The organism is Hahella sp. CR1 (assembly GCF_029813005.1).
Taxonomy (GTDB): domain Bacteria; phylum Pseudomonadota; class Gammaproteobacteria; order Pseudomonadales; family Oleiphilaceae; genus Hahella.
On the sequence record NZ_JAPELK010000001.1, the window covers coordinates 670,698 to 687,628 of the forward strand.

The 16,931-nt window shown below is 56.4% G+C and carries 13 protein-coding genes; 7 read left to right on the plus strand and 6 right to left on the minus strand.

All coding sequences use genetic code 11. The features are described from left to right. The first annotated feature begins 141 nt into the window (after nucleotides 1-141). Both ONV78_RS02955 and ONV78_RS02960 read left to right on the plus strand, forming a co-directional pair. A complete protein-coding gene (locus ONV78_RS02955; protein WP_279500970.1) occupies nucleotides 142-1,158 on the plus strand; it encodes a LacI family DNA-binding transcriptional regulator in 1,017 nt (338 codons plus the stop codon). A 286-nt stretch (nucleotides 1,159-1,444) separates the two neighbouring features. Beyond that, nucleotides 1,445-4,615 carry a glycoside hydrolase family 3 protein gene (locus ONV78_RS02960; RefSeq protein ID WP_279500972.1) on the plus strand — a complete coding sequence of 1,057 codons (3,171 nt, stop codon included), beginning with the start codon at nucleotides 1,445-1,447 and terminating at the stop codon, nucleotides 4,613-4,615. A gap of 109 nt (nucleotides 4,616-4,724) precedes the next feature. Here the strand turns inward: ONV78_RS02960 and ONV78_RS02965 are convergent, their stop codons facing one another. Next, a complete protein-coding gene (locus ONV78_RS02965) occupies nucleotides 4,725-6,095 on the minus strand; it encodes an MATE family efflux transporter (protein WP_279500973.1) in 1,371 nt (456 codons plus the stop codon). A 532-nt stretch (nucleotides 6,096-6,627) separates the two neighbouring features. On the opposite strand from ONV78_RS02965, the gene ONV78_RS02970 reads away from it, so the two are divergent. The 3 genes from ONV78_RS02970 (at nucleotide 6,628) to ONV78_RS02980 (ending at nucleotide 10,318) form a co-directional block, all read left to right on the plus strand. Continuing rightward, nucleotides 6,628-8,853, plus strand: coding sequence for a hypothetical protein (locus ONV78_RS02970; protein ID WP_279500975.1), 2,226 nt, complete (start codon nucleotides 6,628-6,630; stop codon nucleotides 8,851-8,853). A gap of 100 nt (nucleotides 8,854-8,953) precedes the next feature. Next, a complete protein-coding gene (locus ONV78_RS02975) occupies nucleotides 8,954-10,072 on the plus strand; it encodes a hypothetical protein (protein ID WP_279500977.1) in 1,119 nt (372 codons plus the stop codon). Between the two features lie 39 nt (nucleotides 10,073-10,111). After that, complete coding sequence (locus ONV78_RS02980; RefSeq protein WP_279500979.1) at nucleotides 10,112-10,318, plus strand: hypothetical protein; 207 nt, start codon at nucleotides 10,112-10,114, stop codon at nucleotides 10,316-10,318. A gap of 1 nt (nucleotide 10,319) precedes the next feature. On the opposite strand, the gene ONV78_RS02985 is transcribed toward ONV78_RS02980, so the two are convergent. The 3 genes from ONV78_RS02985 to ONV78_RS02995 all read right to left on the minus strand — a co-directional run bounded on the left by ONV78_RS02985 (nucleotide 10,320) and on the right by ONV78_RS02995 (nucleotide 13,445). Further along, a complete protein-coding gene (locus tag ONV78_RS02985) occupies nucleotides 10,320-11,276 on the minus strand; it encodes a substrate-binding domain-containing protein (RefSeq protein WP_279500980.1) in 957 nt (318 codons plus the stop codon). A 106-nt stretch (nucleotides 11,277-11,382) separates the two neighbouring features. Then, nucleotides 11,383-12,399, minus strand: a complete 1,017-nt coding sequence (locus tag ONV78_RS02990) for a hypothetical protein (protein ID WP_279500981.1) — start codon at nucleotides 12,397-12,399, stop codon at nucleotides 11,383-11,385. A 62-nt stretch (nucleotides 12,400-12,461) separates the two neighbouring features. Continuing rightward, nucleotides 12,462-13,445 (minus strand): carbohydrate kinase family protein, encoded by a 984-nt coding sequence (locus ONV78_RS02995; protein WP_216735947.1) that lies wholly within the window; start codon nucleotides 13,443-13,445, stop codon nucleotides 12,462-12,464. Between the two features lie 187 nt (nucleotides 13,446-13,632). On the opposite strand from ONV78_RS02995, the gene ONV78_RS03000 reads away from it, so the two are divergent. Beyond that, on the plus strand, nucleotides 13,633-13,920 hold the full coding sequence (locus ONV78_RS03000; RefSeq protein WP_127974168.1) for a hypothetical protein: 288 nt from the start codon (nucleotides 13,633-13,635) through the stop codon (nucleotides 13,918-13,920). Between the two features lie 87 nt (nucleotides 13,921-14,007). Here the strand turns inward: ONV78_RS03000 and ONV78_RS03005 are convergent, their stop codons facing one another. Together ONV78_RS03005 and ONV78_RS03010 are read right to left on the minus strand one after the other, a co-directional pair. Then, entirely contained in the window at nucleotides 14,008-14,769 is a 762-nt protein-coding gene (locus ONV78_RS03005) for a glucose 1-dehydrogenase (protein ID WP_279500984.1), read from the minus strand. Nucleotides 14,770-14,780: 11 nt separating this feature from the next. After that, nucleotides 14,781-15,794: an NADP-dependent oxidoreductase gene (locus tag ONV78_RS03010; protein ID WP_279500986.1), complete on the minus strand. Its 1,014-nt coding sequence runs from the start codon at nucleotides 15,792-15,794 to the stop codon at nucleotides 14,781-14,783. 354 nt (nucleotides 15,795-16,148) lie between these two features. On the opposite strand from ONV78_RS03010, the gene ONV78_RS03015 reads away from it, so the two are divergent. Beyond that, complete coding sequence (locus ONV78_RS03015; protein ID WP_279500988.1) at nucleotides 16,149-16,922, plus strand: transporter substrate-binding domain-containing protein; 774 nt, start codon at nucleotides 16,149-16,151, stop codon at nucleotides 16,920-16,922. Nucleotides 16,923-16,931: the final 9 nt, after the last annotated feature.

The following is a 16,931-nucleotide window of genomic DNA, read 5'->3' on the forward strand; positions in this document are numbered from 1 at the left end:
ACTCCCGTTGTGGCTATGCCTGCAGGCGCGGGCTGCAAGGGAGCTTGTTAGGCTATCGCCTAGTTGACATGCATTGCCCGCTTCTCCCATGATGGCCGGCTCTGAAAGCGTTTCCCCTTAAGCAAGGTGCCCGTCCTCCGAATGATTACAATAAAAGAAGTCTCCGACCGTGCGAAGGTCTCGATATCCACAGTCTCCCGTGTGATTAACAACACGGCTCCCGTTAAGGAAAGCACCCGTAAGCGGGTATTTAAAGCCATGAAGGATCTGGGGTATCGACCCAATTCATTCGCTCAGGGACTGGTCACCAACCGTTCTAATAATATCGGTCTGGTGGTGACGGATCTGCTTGGCGTATTCTTCGGTCCCCTTATTTCCAGTCTGGAGCGCGCTTTGCGCGAATCCGGCTATAACCTCATCATTTCCGTAGAGAATTACTCATCCGACGAGATCAAGGAAACCATCGACATGCTGGCTGGCCGCCGTTGCGACGCCATCATTCTGTTTCCGTACTGCCTGACGGATGAAGAGTTGATCAGCCTGAAGGAAAAATCTCCGCCGCTGGTGTTGTTGAACCGCTATGTGCCTGAATTGGCTGGCGAATGCGTCATCGTCGACAACGAGCAGGGCAGTCATCTGGTGGTGGAGTATCTGGCGTCCATAGGGCATCGCCGCATCGCCTGTATCAGTGGACCGTTAGGCAATGAGGAAGGACGCGCGCGTCTGTCCGGCTATCGTCGCTCGCTGGAAAATCTGGGTATGCGCTATGACAAGGACTTGGTGGTGGAAGGCGACTTCACCGTGGAGGGCGGATATGTCGCTACTCAGCGCTTATTGAAGCGCAGCCGCGACTTCACCGCCATATTCGCCTGTAACGATCAGATGGCCGCTGGCGCTATGAAGGCGTTGCGCGAAGCCAAGTTGAGCGTTCCTGAAGAGATTTCCCTGGTTGGCTTCGATGACGTGGAATACGCCTCGTTGCTGTATCCGGCCCTGACCACCGTGCGTCAGCCGGTGAACGCCATGGGTAAACGCGCTGCGGCGCTGGCGATTCAATCCATTCAGGGCGAACGCCGGACGCAGCCGGCCCCCATGTTTGAGCCGGAACTGGTGTTGCGCGATTCCGTCGCCCCTCCCAAAAACTCCTCAGCATCTTAAAACCCCGCTTCGGCGTTATTGCGTTCTATTGACAATAACGCCTGAATTAGGGCAATTTATGAAATCGCTTTCATTTTTGCGCGAGCTGTTTTGCGGTGCATTTACCGCATAGCGTCGAAAAAGCCGGCTAATTCCCTGGTTTTCGTTAGTAATCGTCCGTTGTTCAGGTCGGGATACTCAGCAAACTATCACGTATCAGGAAATTGAGCCGGATTTATTGGTTTTGAAATGAAAGCGCTTTCATAAAATTTCGGTCCACTACCGCTAAATATAAAAAGGTGACCACATGTACGTATCCAGACGCCTCAAGCTGAAGGCGCTGTCGACCATGATGATTGTCGCGGCGCTGACGGCGTGCAGCAGTGATTCCAACGATAACGACGGTAAAGATGGGCCGGGAACGCCTGACCCGGTAGCCGGCGTTGATTACATCAATACCTTCAGCGATTGGCCGGCTATTCAAAGCGCCATCGCCAAAGACCCGCAGATAGAATCCAAGATCGTCGAGATCATGGCGACCATGTCTCTGGAAGAAAAAATCGGACAGATGATCCAGCCGGAGCTGCAGCATCTGACCCCGGAAGAAGTAAAACAGTACCACATCGGCTCCGTGCTGAACGGCGGCGGTTCCTGGCCGGGCACGAAAAAGCATGCGACGGTGCAGGAATGGCTGGATATCGCCGATGCGTTGTGGGAAGCCTCCATGGATGAGAGCGACGGTAACGCCGCCATCCCCATTATCTGGGGGACGGACGCGGTGCACGGTCACAGCAACCTGGTGGGCGCGACCCTGTTTCCCCACAACATTGGCTTGGGCGCGGCGCGAGATAAGGATCTGATTCGCAGAATCGGCGCGGCGACGGCGGAAGAAGTGGCGGTGACAGGCATTGACTGGACCTTTGCGCCGACGCTCGCCGTGGTGCGGGATGATCGCTGGGGGCGCACCTATGAGGGTTACTCCGAGGATGGCGAGATTATCTTTAATTACGGCGCCGCTATGGTGGAGGGCCTGCAGGGTAATTTCGATCAGTCGCATGTGGTGGCCACCGCCAAGCACTTTATTGGCGACGGCGGCACGGACAAGGGGAATGATCAGGGCGACAACCTGGTGGACCAGAATACGCTGATTAACCTGCACGGCCAGGGTTATTACTCCGCCCTGCGCGCTGGCGCTCAGACGGTGATGGCGTCTTTCAACAGCTGGCAGGGTGAGAAGCTGCACGGCAGAAAGGACCTGCTGACCGATGTGCTGAAAGGCAAGATGGGCTTTGATGGTCTGATCGTGTCCGACTGGAACGGCATTGGTCAGGTGGATGGCTGCACGGAAAGCAACTGTCCGCAGGCGGTCAACGCGGGCATAGATTTGTTTATGGTGCCTTACAAAACCGACTGGAAGGCGTTCTATCAAAACACCATCGACTCCGTAAACGCCGGCGCCATTGAGATGTCGCGCATTGATGACGCCGTGGCGCGCATTCTGCGGGTCAAACTGCGCGCAGGTCTTTTTGATAAGCCCAAGCCCTCCCAGCGCGCTCTGGCGGGGAAAGTGGAAGTGCTGGGCTCCAGCGAACACAGGGAACTGGCGCGGGAAGCGGTGCGTAAGTCGCTGGTGCTGTTGAAGAATAAAAACGGCATCCTGCCTCTGAGCCGGGACGCCCGGATTCTGGTGGCGGGCAAATCCGCGGACAGTCTGTCCAATCAAAGCGGCGGCTGGACCATTTCCTGGCAGGGGACCGGCCTTAATGAAGCCGAGGACTTTCCCGGCGCGACGTCCATCCTGAAAGGCATTCAGGATGTCGCTTCCAATGTGACCTATGATGCGGACGGCGGCGACGCTGACCCTAACCTGCATGACGCAGCGATTGTCGTGATCGGGGAAACGCCCTATGCGGAAGGCGTCGGCGATCTTGAAGGCGCCAAGACGCTGGAGCATGCCCGCAATTATGCGCAGGATCTGGCGGTGCTGGAAGCTATCCGCAACGCCGGCGTGCCGGTGGTGACGGTCTTCCTGTCCGGGCGTCCGTTGTATGTGAATAAAGAGCTGAACCGCTCCAACGCCTTTGTCGCCGCCTGGTTGCCGGGCAGCGAAGGCGAGGGTGTAGCGGATGTGCTGTTCGCCAAAGCGGACGGCGGCGTCAACAACGATTTCGTTGGTAAGTTGTCTTACTCCTGGCCAAACTCGCCCTGTCACACGCCGTTGAATAAAGGCGACGCCAGTGATGCGCTGTTCGCCTACGGCTACGGACTGAGCTATCAGGACGCCGACAGTCTGGGCGACGATCTGAGCGAGGCAAGCCAGGCCTTTGGCTGCGATCAGAGCGATCCCGGCGATGGCGGAACCACCAACGTGAATCTTGATCTGTTCACCAGCGGACAGAATCAGGGCGACTGGGTCATGCGCATTGGCGGCCCTTCCAATTGGGGCGGAACGCCTGTCAGCATGGACCCGGCGGTGACCACGGCGCTGGAAGGAAATGAAGTGAGCGTCTCCACCGAAGACGGCGCCATTCAGTTCAGCGCCAAGCGGGTGAAATGGTCGGATGTGGGCCAGATCTACATGCAGGCCACGGAAGACAACAAAGGCAAGGATCTGACGCCTTACTACAACTCAAAAACGTCGGTGAAATTCCGGGTTAAAGTGAATGAAGCGCCTGCTGGCGACGTTAATCTCTCGTTGCATTGCGTTTACCCCTGTCTGGGTGAAGTAGCGGTTGGCGACTTTATGCGCGGCCTGCCGGTGGGTGAATGGACGGAAGTGAGCATTCCTTTCCAGTGCTTTGTGGACGACGGCCTCGACTTCAGCAACGTCAATACGCCGTTCCTGCTTTACTCTGGCGGCGCCATGGATCTGTCTCTGGAAAATATCCGCTGGGAGCCGAATACCGCTGCGGACACGCCGGATTGCAGCAGCTTCGCGCAGGAAAATGTCGCGCTGACGGAAACCACGGATGTGTATACGGATGGCGTGACGGACACCGAATTGTTCGCTCAGCCCGGCGTGTGGGCGGTCTCCTCCTGGGACCCCTATCAGGAAGACGCCAGCTTCGTGACTCTCGACGCGGCGCTTGCTGACGGCGCGGGAACCGTTGTGGATGCGCAATACGGCGCTCCGGCGGCGGAGCATGCAGCGAAAGGCGTTGTGCTGTTCAAGTCGGCCAAGCCGCTAAACGTTTCCGCCCTGAGCAAACTCACTTTCGATGTAAAAGTCATCGATTTCGCCGCATCTACTGGATTGATGGCGAAAGTGAATTGCGGCGCGGATTGCGGCACGGGTGATATCGCTATTCTGGACAGCTCCGCCGCGCTGAATGTCTGGCATCCGGTGGAGATTAACTTTGCGGACTATGATGGCCTTAACACTGCGGAAGTGACTTCGGTTCTGGAGATTCTGCCAGTGTGGGATTCAGAAATGCGCAATGTGCATTTCCAGGTGGATAACGTTCGGCTGGTGAAGTAAGCCCTGCGCAGCTATTTACCTGATATGACTATCTGAGCAAGGCGCGACAGGGATGCGCGCCCCAAAAAAAGCCCGGTTTCCCGGGCTTTTCTTTATCAAGAGAGGCGCATCAGGCGGGAACTTCCGCTAAGCCGCCTTCGTCATTGTCGTGGCGGATGCCTTTGCTGCGCCACTTACCGGTGCGCCAGCGCCACAGGTTGATGACCGCCCGCAGGGATTCATCCACGACAAAGCACATCCACACGCCCAGCATGCCGTAGCCCAGATCGAGCCCGACCCAGAACACGAAAGGAATCACCGCCCACATGAAGATCATGCTGTTGACGGCGGAGAAGCGGGCGTCGCCCACCCCTTTCAGGCCCATGCCGGCGATAATGTTCACCGCTCGCGCTGGTTCCATGATGATGCAGGCCGCCAGCATCCACTTGCTAAGCTCGATAATCTGCTGATTATCCGTGAATAGGGTCAGCAGGCTGTCGTAGATCCATACAAACATCAGCATGTTGATGAAAGCGAAGCCGGATGCGTAGGCCACTGACTTCCAGAAGATGCGGTTCACCTCTTTGAAGTTTTCAGCGCCCATGAAGTGCGCCATCAGAATCTGGCTGCCGGCGCCCAGGGCGAAGGCGAAGGTGATTTCCACCACCAGCACCCGCAACACATAGGTGTTGGCGCCCATCGCCTCCAGCCCCAGACTGATCACCGCCATGGATACAACTATCTGCTGCACGGTGTAGCTGAACGGCTCCATCGCCGACGGAATGCCGATTTTCAGAATCGGACGCATTACGCGGCGAATCGGGCCGGACATGCCTTTGAAACGGAAACGGATCTTCATCGGACCATGCACCACCCACATTACCAGCAGCGCGCCCACGGCGAAGGAAATCGACGTCGCCATGGCGATGCCCAGCAAGCCCATCTTGGGCAGCCCGAACCAACCCAGGAAGAACGCTGCGTTCAAAATCACATTGAGCGCGTTGGTGGCCAGCGCAGTGGCCATGTTCCAGTGGGTCATGCCCCGCGACGCCAGAATAGATGCGTAGGAGAAACGCACAGCGATGCAGAAGAAGCTGAACGACACCGCCAGAAGATAAGTCTCTGAATGTGCGTTCAACTCCGGCGTCATGCCCAGCCACAAGCCGACGCGGTCGGCGTAAATGAAGCTGACGATAAACATCAGCAGCCCAAGCAGACTGCTGATGCCGATGTTCGCCATGTAGGTCGGCAAGATATGCTGCGTTTGCTTCGCGCCCATGTATTGCGAAGCGACGCTGGTGCCTGCGGTGGTGAACATCGGGATGATGAAGAACCCCAGCAATAACACTGGCAGTAGCACGCCAACTGTGGCGGCGACTTCATCTGAGATGCGACTGAGGAAATAGGCGTCGGCGAGAAACACCAAACCGCCGGTTATTTCTTCAATAAAGATTGGCCATGAAAGCACCCACAGATTGTGGGACCTTAATTCGTGGTTCATTGATTGTATACCCTGGCTATAAGCCTACAACTGGCCTGCGGCGCAGAAAGAGCGCAATCCCGGTGTTAAACGGGGAGATTCGAAGACCTATTTGTTTCTGTCAGAAAAATATCAGTAAGGGCGTCGCTGATGATGTGCGTTACGCGTAGTGCGCCTGAGCGCGATCAATATCAGCCGGCCTGGAGCGTTCTTCGTCAGGCGACGAGAGGAATGTTTTTAGTTTGCATGGATACCAGGCCTCCATTGGGGTTGGAGTTGAAGAGAGCAGATCAATATACACCCGAGATCAAAAAATGCCAATAGCGCTAAACACTTACGCAGTGCCTCAAAAACTAGTAACAAATAGTCACGAATTATCCCGCCAGCCAAGCATTCCGTCAGGTCTGCTGTGCTTTACTTAAATACTGCGTCCTATGCGAATTTGGGTCGGAGACAGATTTAATCTGGTCATATTGGAAGGGGGATTCCGGCGCTGACGCAGGCGGAAGTTAAACGAAAAATTCACAGGCTACGGCTATCGCGAGGAGGAAACATGTCCAAATTCGATAGGTTCAAGAACAATCTGACGCCTCTCATGCTGGCGATCGCTCTGACTGCATGCGGCGGAGGCGGTGGCGGCGGTGATGACGACAGCGGCGGCTCGACCAGCGTCACACTGAGTGGCGCGGCTTCGAAAGGCATTATCATCGGCGGCCTTGTGCACGCTTATCCGGTGATCAATGGCGCGGTGGACACCTCCAACGTTTTGGGCCAAACCACGACTGGATCGGATGGAACTTACAATTTGACGTTGAGTTCCGGTTACAGCGGGCCTGTGGTCGTGCGCATTACGCCAACGACCGGCACGCTGATGCGTTGCGATCTAAGCGGAGGATGCGGAAGCGGTGTCGCCTTTGGGCAGGACTACGCTCTGACGGACAGCGGCTTTGCGCTGAATGCAGTGGTTCCCACGGGGTCATCGAATATATCGGTCAATATCACTGTATTGACCGATGTCGCCACTCAGGTGGCGCTGAAAGATATCACTATGGGCGGCGCCACCAGCGCGTCTGATATCCAGGCGGCGGTGACGGCGGCGAATTCGAAAGTGGCGAATCGTTTTGGCGTGGCGGGTGACCTGACCAAAATTGCGATAGTGGACATCACCAATCCGGCGGCGGTGGCCGCCGCTGGTCAGGGCGGGGTCAAATACAACACCCTAAGCGCAGCCATCGTGCAGGCGGTGCAGGGAGATTCTCCCGGGCTCAGTATTGAGCAGGCGGTAGCGGCCTTTGCGGAAGATTTCGCTGATGGCGGCATCGCGGACAAAGCGGACACTGATGGGACAAAGACGACGCTGCAGGAAATCTTGGCGAGCACCTTGGATATTCTGAACGCCGCAGTGGCGGCGGATGAATCTGGCGATTTGGACCTGGGCGGCCTGATCACCATCATCACTGCGGAAGAGAGCGATGTGCAGAACAACGGCTCCACTGATGAATCTGAAGGCGAGGCCAGCGATACCGCCAACGCGACGGAATTAGCTCAGGCCAAGGCCATGGTGCAGGAGATTCGTAATCTGGGAACCGGCATGCTGTTGAGCACTGCAGATCGGGTGTCAATAGAGGCGTTTGCAGACCAGATCGCCGCCGCTACCTTTGCTACGGATGACAATCTCTCTGAAGTGCTGGACGTCATGGCGATCGCGCTGGAGCAAATCGCGGCGTCTTACATGGCCTTTGCGGAAGACGGCTCAACGGATGGCTCTCCGATAGTGACCGTTAATATCGTGAGCGGCGGGGCTTCATTTACGGTAAACACCACGATTGAAGGCGTCGCCGTATCGTTGACCGCCACGGATCTTTCCACCATCAATGTGGGCGATGAAGTGGAAACGCCGATTTCCGGCGGCACAAACACCACCCAGGCAATCAGCGCGCAAGTGAATTTCTCTATTCTGGGCGCCGTGGAGTCCAGCTCGGTATCTCTAAGCGTGAACAACGGCAGTAGCGTCATGGTCACTTTGTCCTACACCAGTGACGAAGATGATACCGCTAGTGGCGGGACATCTACGACCGTACAGGATGAAGATTTGGATCTCAGTAATCTGTCTTTGGGACTGAATGTGACGCTGGCTGAGAAAGGAGTAGGAAATCCGGTTTCTTTCACTGGGGCGATGAGTGCGACTTTATCGGCGTTTTCCGCGGATATCGACGAGACGGATACCCAGACCAGCAGCACCTATGAAGAGAGTTGGATGGAAAGTTACACCGCAGGAACGTTTGCGATGACGTTGAGCGGTCAGTTCAGTAACGCCACAGACTCATTTTTCGCATCGCTGGCGCTGAATGCGAACGCCACGGGCGTAACCCTGAGCTGCGAGGGCTCTATGTCAGGCGGAACATCCTCAGAAACCTGTACGGATGAGAACGGATCGACCTATGTAGACGCTGACGCCACCCTCATATTCAAAGTGACGGTCAATGGCGTCGCTGACGCCATCAGCGTGAAGCTGATCGTGGATCGCACCGGCCTGGAATCCGGGCAGGCGACCCTGGAACTGAAGTATGGCGGCGTCACTCTGAATGCGGCCGTCGATTCCGTCGCGCAGACACTCATCGTCACCAACCAGGATGGCGTCACACTGTCCGTGGCGGAAGGCTCCGATGATAAAGTGACTGGAACCATCACTAACAACGGAACCCAATACGCCACCATATCCGAAGTGAGTGGCGTGGTGTTGGTGCGCTTCAGCGATGGTGACTTTGAATCGTTTTAAACTAAGCTGAATACAGTATGCGAAACCTAAAGGGAGGCTTGTCCTCCCTTTTTAACGCTTGGCGCTTGCGAAACGAATCATTAAAAACGGAATCTGGCTTTTGTCTGATTATGGAAAACAGCTAAGACGTATTACGCTGATTGGCGCGCTGGGTTGCACGCTGGTCTATGGGGAGATGGTTGCGGCGAGCGATGACGACTGGCGGCTGTATACGGAGGTGGAAAGCTTTTCCTACAGCAATGCGGCGCCGATTTACCAAATCGCCCATGACCTGAAAGGCGATCCCGTGGCCCGGGGCGATGTGGCGTACACACATGATCATATCGAGATCGGCGCCGAATATCGCAACCTGAGCCTGTCCTTCGTCGAGCGTTACGACTACTACCTTGAATTCAGTCCCGACGCTGCGGAACTGATATACCTCTACAACAATGACCTGCCGCATGAAAGCGACGCCCACTATGACCTTTACCTGGCGGCGAACCAACTGCGTGCGAAAGGCGTTAAGCTGGGTTACCGGTTTGCATTGACGGAGGCTTTCAACGTCAAGTTGGCGCTTTCCTACTTTCGTGCGGATGAGCTGACGGAGGGCTATCTGCGCGGCTATCTGGATACGCCGGACGCTTCACCCACAGGCGAGTTGGAGCTGGATTACGCCTATACGGAAGATCACCTGCTGGACCGTCCGCCGGAAAACGTCAGTGGCGATGGGTTTGCGGTGGATCTGTATCTGCAATGGCGGCCGCATCCACAATGGGAGGCGCGTCTGGCGCTGGAGGATGCGTTCAACCGCATATATTGGGATCGCGCGACGGCGACGGTCGCCCGCGCTACCTCCGACACCATTGATTATGATGAAGACGGCGCCTTGGACGTGTCGCCGGCGTTGAGCGGCAATGAAGGCTATCGTGATCACGTGCAGGAGTTGCCGCTGCGAGGGTTTTTATGGAGCGAATATCACCTGAACGATGCAGTCAGTCTGGGCGTTGGTTGGCGGCGTCACGATAAGTCCGACCTGGGTCTCATAGGGGCCGCCTACCGTTTCAATGAGGGGCTGACGCTGGGGGGGCGCTATTATTTCAACGCGGACGCCCTCAATCTCAACCTGCAGGTTTATGACCTGTATCTTGGCGTGACCATGGATCGTCTGCAATGGAAGCAGGCCAAGACCTTAGGGCTGAGTCTGTGGTGGAGTTATCGTTTCGGTGGCGCCGGATAGGATTTAATGAGACCCTCGGGTTTTGATCAGGAGTGGTTCATGCTTTCCAGACTGGTCAGCCGCGCCTACCGGCTCAGGCTGTGCGGCGTGTTGCTGTTGTTATTGTATCTACTCAATCTTGCGTTGCCTGAGGAGGCGACTCAGTCGCCGCCTGGATGGTTGATTGCGCTATATATTTTCGGTTGTTCGATATCAATGGTGTTCGCCATGGATCTGTTTCGCTGGTTTCAGGGCGACCGTGATTAATTCAGGGCTTGGGCAGCGGCTGCAGTAGTTTGACGCCGGTGTCGGTGAACGCCGGTATGGGCTTTCCTTTGATCAGATCCAATGCCCTCTGCACCGCCAGATAGCCCATATACTCCGGATTCTGCACCACTAGATTGCTGATTTCTCCCGCATACATCGCCGCTTCCAATTCCTCCGTCTGATCGAAGCCGATGAAGCCAAACCTCTTTGATGTACCCGCTTGCCGAATCGCCACCAGGGCGCCGACAGTTGTGGATTCATTGGGTGTGAACAGGCCGTCTATGGTCGGCAATTCCTTCAGCAAGCGCAACATTTCGCTGCGCGCGGCGCCGCGATCGTCGCCGACGTACGGAGCGGCGGCGATGTGGATCATGTCGTACTCCATGAGCACGTCCAGAAACCCCTGTTCCCGCTGATCCGTCGAGGAGTTGCCCGCCCGCAGGCGCAGCAGAACCACATTGCGCTTCTTGCTCAGATCGAGGGTGGTGAGCAGGGCGCGGGCGGCCAGTTGGCCAGCGGCGTAATTGTCGGTGGCCACCAGTCCCTGGTGGGCGTCGCCGGCGAGATCGGAGTCCACCACCAGCACGGGAATATTCTTGGCGCGGTATTGAGCCACACTGGGGCCCAGATCTTCGGCGGAGTTCGGCGCCAGAATCAGGACGTCCGGTGGCGTTTGGCTAAGGTGGTAAGACAGAATCTGTATTTGCCCCGCAATGTCGCCGTCATCCTTGGTGCTGCGATGCAACAAGGTGACGCCAGCCTCGTTGGCGGCTTTTTGCGCGCCCTGATAAACCTGCCGCCAATAAGCGTTGCTATCGCCCTTCAGCACGAGCAGAAGTTTGGGTTGGAGGGCGTCAGCCTGGGATAACGGACTGGCGATGAGCCACATTAACGCCAGCAGCGCGGCGCAAACACTGAAATATCGGACAGCTCCGGGCGAACGGAGTACGGAAGGCATAAATCTGGTCGGTCTGTTGGATTTATTTACTTTAAGTTTAGACGGGCTTTTGCAATAGCCAATGAAAAAGGGCGGCAGCGCCGCCCTTAACACTCGGCAAATGGCATTATTTGCGGCTCATTTGCTCGGTAAAGGTGTATTCACGGGACTGGGTTTCAATCAGATCCTGCACCAGGGCCAGAACCACCGCGATGGCTTTTTCCACCCCGGAATTGTGCTGGGAAAGCTGTTGCTTGATCTCTTCGTCGGCGTCGTGATAACCCAGAGCGGGTCGACGCACCGGATGCTCGCCAAGAAACAGAGCGTGACGCAGGCGATACAATTCTTTGAAGCAGTCCGCCGATTCAGGCGGGCGCCCTAGAACTAGAGTGACCCGCTCGCGTAGGTGCAACATGTCTTCGTCGCTGCGGGCGCCCATCAGCATTTCCAGCTGATTAGCGACCAGCATGGCGGTGCGGGCGCCGTAACGATAGCGCTGCTGGGCTATTTTCAGCATATCCACCAGGACTTTGTTGGCGGTGGAAATCGCGGTATTACGATGGCTGGTTCCCAGCATTTCGAACCAGTCCCAGACCTTCTCAAAACTTAACTGGCTGATACGCGGCCAGCCATGGTCCACGGCGCTTTGATTGGCGTCATAGAACGCCTTGGAGTCAAAGTCCTGCGCCTCGAAACGGTGCGCCTGCTCGCCGAGGAATTGGGTCGCCAGGAGCTGACAGGAGCCTGGCAGCGCGATATTCATGCCCAGCATCAGCTGTTGGATGAATACGCTGGCGGTGTGATAAATGGAATAGGGCGCGGTCAGGTCGTTACGGGCCACCACTTTCAGGCTCAGCGTGGCGCTCAGGCTGACGCTGCTGTCTTCGGCGTGCTTGCGGCGATAGTGATTGAAACTGCCGGAGCTGTCCTTGGCTTGTTGCAGGGCGCGCACCATGTCTGACGCATCCAGAGAAATATCGTATTCGCCGAGCTTGCCGCGATAGGGGTCTTCCACCTTGAAAGGACGATCCTTGAAGAAACCGTCAATCTGACGCCATAAGTCGATGCACAACGTCGTCTCTTGTTCGCCGCCGCTGGGAACCGCGTTTTTGACTTCCAATTGAATCGTTTCTGTGCTTTGCATTAAAGAGGCTCCACTGTCGTGCTGTGCGCTGTCGGGCGCGTCATTCGGACGCCGCCGGCGAGTTATAAATTCAGTGTTTCAATATCTCTACGGGTTCTGGCTGCAATATCCCGTAGCTCCGCTAATGGTAACAGCTTTTCCTTGGCGCCTTTATGTTGCAGGACAGATTCTGAATTGGTCATGGCGTAGTGGAGAGCTGTGGCGGTATTCTCGCCGAGAATAATAGCTGCGGTAAAGGTTGCGGCGAAGGCGTCGCCGGCGCCGGTGGTCTCCACTACCTGCAGGTCGGGCAGGGGGCGCGCATAATACAAATGCTCGCGATCATAGACATATGCCCCTTCCGCGCCGTCCGTGATGGCGAAAATGGCCGGCGGCAGCTTCGCCAGCTCTGGAATCAGGTCGGGAACCGATGGCGACTTGAAGAAATTGAGTCCGAGGAATTTACAGGCTTCTTCTTTATTCATGACCAGAATTTCCACCCGGTCGATCAACTTCGACAACTTGGCGTAGCCCAACTCCGCCTGATAGTTACTGGGATTGAAGGCCAGCTTGAAGCCGTTGCCGGCGACCAGATCGCAGACGGTCTGGAAACTCTGCTCCAGCATGCTCGACAGATATACCCAGCGGGTCTGGAAGGGCTGAATATCCGCCGTCTCAAGATGATCGTTAGCTCCTTTGTAGGCGAGAATGGATCGGTCGTCCTTGATGCTGTTGAGGATAACGGAAAAGCCGGTCTGTCCGCCTCGGGCGCCTATGAAACTGATATGTTCCTCGCGCAATTTATTCAGCACGAAATCGCCATTGGCGTCATCGCCGACTTTGCCCAGAAAGCCGGTATTCAGCCCCAGCCTGGAGAATGCCACTGCGGTATTGGTGCCGCCGCCGCCAGTGGTGGTTCTGAGCTCTTTGATTAAAAGTTTACTACCTAACGGAAAAGCGATGAGTTCGGAATGTGTGGTGCGCGTGTCGATGCGGATCAGCTCGGAATCCGTGTCGGCGAAGTGATCTACGGTGGCGCTGCCGATGGTGACAACATCAAATGTCATAGGCAATATCCTTAATTATTGTTAGCGGAGTTTCGGAATATTACTAGGATAGCTCTAGCTAACGCTATCTTGCTGACCCAAGTCAAGTGCATGGGCGACATCGTTTTTCTGCCTTGGATCAAACTCCCTGTGATACCAAAGAGTATAGTATTTCCGCATGTGGAATAACCTTCGGAGGAGCGGAGCGATGCATGAATTTGAACTGGCGTGCGGGGTCGATGGACTGAGCGATTTTCTCGACGCTTTGGGCGGGCAACTGGATGAACCGCTGGCGCAGGATAAGATCGCGCTGGCGTTAGCGGCCTTGGCGCAACTGGGCGATGGGGAAGAAGAGGACATCGAATTTGATCTGCGCTACCAGGATGCGGTAACCCCGGTCATCATCAAGGCGGCGGTGACCCATAATGTCGGTCCGCGGCTGGTGTTCGCCACGCCCTCTGAGCCCCTATTTGAGGCGGCGCGCCGATTGGCGTAACTGCCTCGTCATGATCCTTCAACATCCGGCGTCGCTCGTCACGCTGACGAAAGACGCCGGCATATCAATGATGGAGCAGATGAGACTTCAGGCGGTTAATCCGCCATCCAGCGCCACCGCCTGTCCGGTCATGAAACTGGATTCATCTGAACATAGCCAGGCGATCATACGCCCTATTTCCGCCGGCTCGCCCAACCGTTGCATCGGATTGGCGCGCACTACCTTAAGCGCCTTCTTCTCGTCCATCGCCTGCAGCGCGCGTTGCACCATCGGCGTGTTGATAAAGCTGGGACAGACCGCGTTGATGCGAATGCCGGAGCTGGCGTATTCAACCGCAACGGACTTGCTCAGCCCCACCACGCCGAACTTGCTGGCGGAGTAGGGTGCGAGCGACGGCGCGCTGCGCAGACCGGCGATAGAGGCGAGGTTGATGATGCGCCCATCGCGGCGGGGCAGCATGCATTTGATCTGCTCACGCATACACAGGAACACGCCCTTCAGGTTGATGTCGATCACCTGATCCCAGGTTGCTTCGTCGATATCCGCCATCTTCGCGTTGACGTGCTCTACGCCTGCGCTGTTAACGGCGCAATCAAGTCTGCCGCAGACTTCCATCACAAAGGCGTGCAACTGGGCGACCTGCTCCGCCTGGGTGACATCGGCGGCGCAGAAATGCGCCCGGCCGCCCTGATCGCGAATCAATGCGGCGACGGCGTCGCCCTGTTCCGTATTAATGTCGGACAGAACCACTTCCGCCCCCAACTGCGCCAGCAGGAGAGCGGTCTCCTTGCCAATGCCGGAGGCGGCGCCGGTGATCAGAATCACCTTGTCCTGCAGATCGTAAGCCATATCCGCGCTCCTTAGTTATCCGCTACCTTGAGCACCAGCTTGCCGAAGTTGTCGCCGCTGAACAGCATCATCAGCGTATTGGGGAAGTTTTCAATGCCTTCCACCACATGCTCCTTCGCTTTCAGTTTGCCGGCGGCCATCCAGCCAGCCATTTCCATGGCCGCCTTGCCGTAATGTTTGCTGTTGTCGAACACCACAATCCCTTCCATGCGGGCGCGATTGACCAGCAAGGACAGATAGTTGGAAGGACCTTTCACCGGTTTGGTGTTGTTGTATTGGGAAATCGCGCCGCAAATGACAATGCGCGCATGCAGATTGATGCGGGCAAGCACGGCGTCCAGAATATCGCCGCCGACATTGTCGAAGAACACGTCGACGCCGTTGGGACATTCCCGCTTCAGACCCGCCATGACATCTTCGTTCTTGTAATCCACTACGCCGTCAAAGCCAAGTTCTTCGATCAGATAGCGACACTTCTCAGTACCGCCGGCGATGCCCACAACGCGACATCCTTTGATCTTGGCGATCTGGCCAACCACCCCGCCCACTGCGCCGGCGGCGCCGGACACCACTACGGTCTCGCCCTCTTGCGGCTTGCCGGTGTCCAACAGTCCGAAATAGGCGGTCATACCGGGCATGCCGAGGACGCCAAGATAACGTGGCGCCGGGGCGATGCGCGTATCGACTTTGTGCAGTTCTTTACCGTTGCAGATGGCGTATTGCTGGACGCCCAATGTTCCCACCACCATGTCTCCGGGCGTGAAGCCGGCATGGTTGGAGGCGATAACTTCGCCAACGGCGCCGGCGCGCATGACGTCGCCGATTTGCACCGGCGCAATGTAGGACTTGCCTTCGTTGAGCCAGCCGCGCATGGCGGGATCAAGAGACACGTATTGAATTTTCACCAGTACTTCATCAGCGCCTGGCTGCGCGACAGGTTTCTCGCAGAATTCCCAGGTATCGTCGCCGGGTTCGCCCACTGGTCGCTTGGCCAGACGATATTGCTTATTAAGCAGTTCGCTCATGGATGTATTACCTTTATTGTTGATTGCGTCTACTGTGTTTCAGATAGCCTTTTGGATTTTTCAGCGTCGCACATGGCGTTGAGGATTAACACTGGCGTATATGACATAAAATAGGTTGTTTTAGCCATATCTTTGCCTGTAAACGGCGTCCTGGGGATAGGGCGTCGACGTTTGTTCGCTTCTGGTCTGGCAAGCCGTGAAGGCTGCGGAACCTTAATCCATAAGGGGTTAAAAAGCGGCGCGCAGGGGCATAGAATGGGTCAGGTTCAGGTCTAACATTCCCGGTCCGGATACCGCGTCAAACAAGACAATCCCGCGCCGGGGCAGCGCTTTCAGTCACAAGGGATATCGCTGATGATGACGAAAATTTCTGCTCTGATCAGACTGTCCGTCCGCCTCGCTTTGCTGTGTTTCGCTTTGGCGGGCGCCTGCCGCGCCGCGGACGGCTTAAATATGATGACGGAGGATTACGCTCCGTTGAACTTTGCGGAGAACGGTCGTCTGCAAGGCGTATCTGTGGATCTGATGGAAGAGATGCTGCAGATTGCCGGTTACTCGCAAACCCGCGCAGATATGTTGTTGATGCCCTGGGCGCGCGCCTACACCCATGTGCAGCAAAGCCCCAATGCGGTGCTGTTCGCAATGACCCGCACGGAGCACCGTGATGGTCTGTTCAAATGGGTGGGACCGATTATCCCCTCTCATATCGTGATTACCGCTCGCCGCGATAAATCTCTGCGCGTTGCGTCTCTGCAGGATTTGAAGACGCTGCGCATCGCCACGGTGCGCGACGATATCGGCGAGCAGTTGTTACTCAACAACGGCGTGCCTGACAGCGCGCTGCGGCGCACTTCCAGCCCTCAGGTGGCTCTGGCGATGCTGAGCCTTGGACAGGTGGACGCCTGGGCATACGGCAGGCTGGGCGCAGCCTGGTACATCAAGCAGATGAAACTGAAACCGGGTGACTATGAAGAGATCTTTACTTTGAAAGATTCAGATCAGTATTTCGCGTTCAGCCTGCAGACGCCGGATGACGTGGTGCAGCGTTTTCAGCAGGCGCTGGATCAGCTGAAAAACAACGGTCGCCATCAGGCCATTGTGAATCACTATGTGGAAGGGGCGTTGTAAACGCACCCG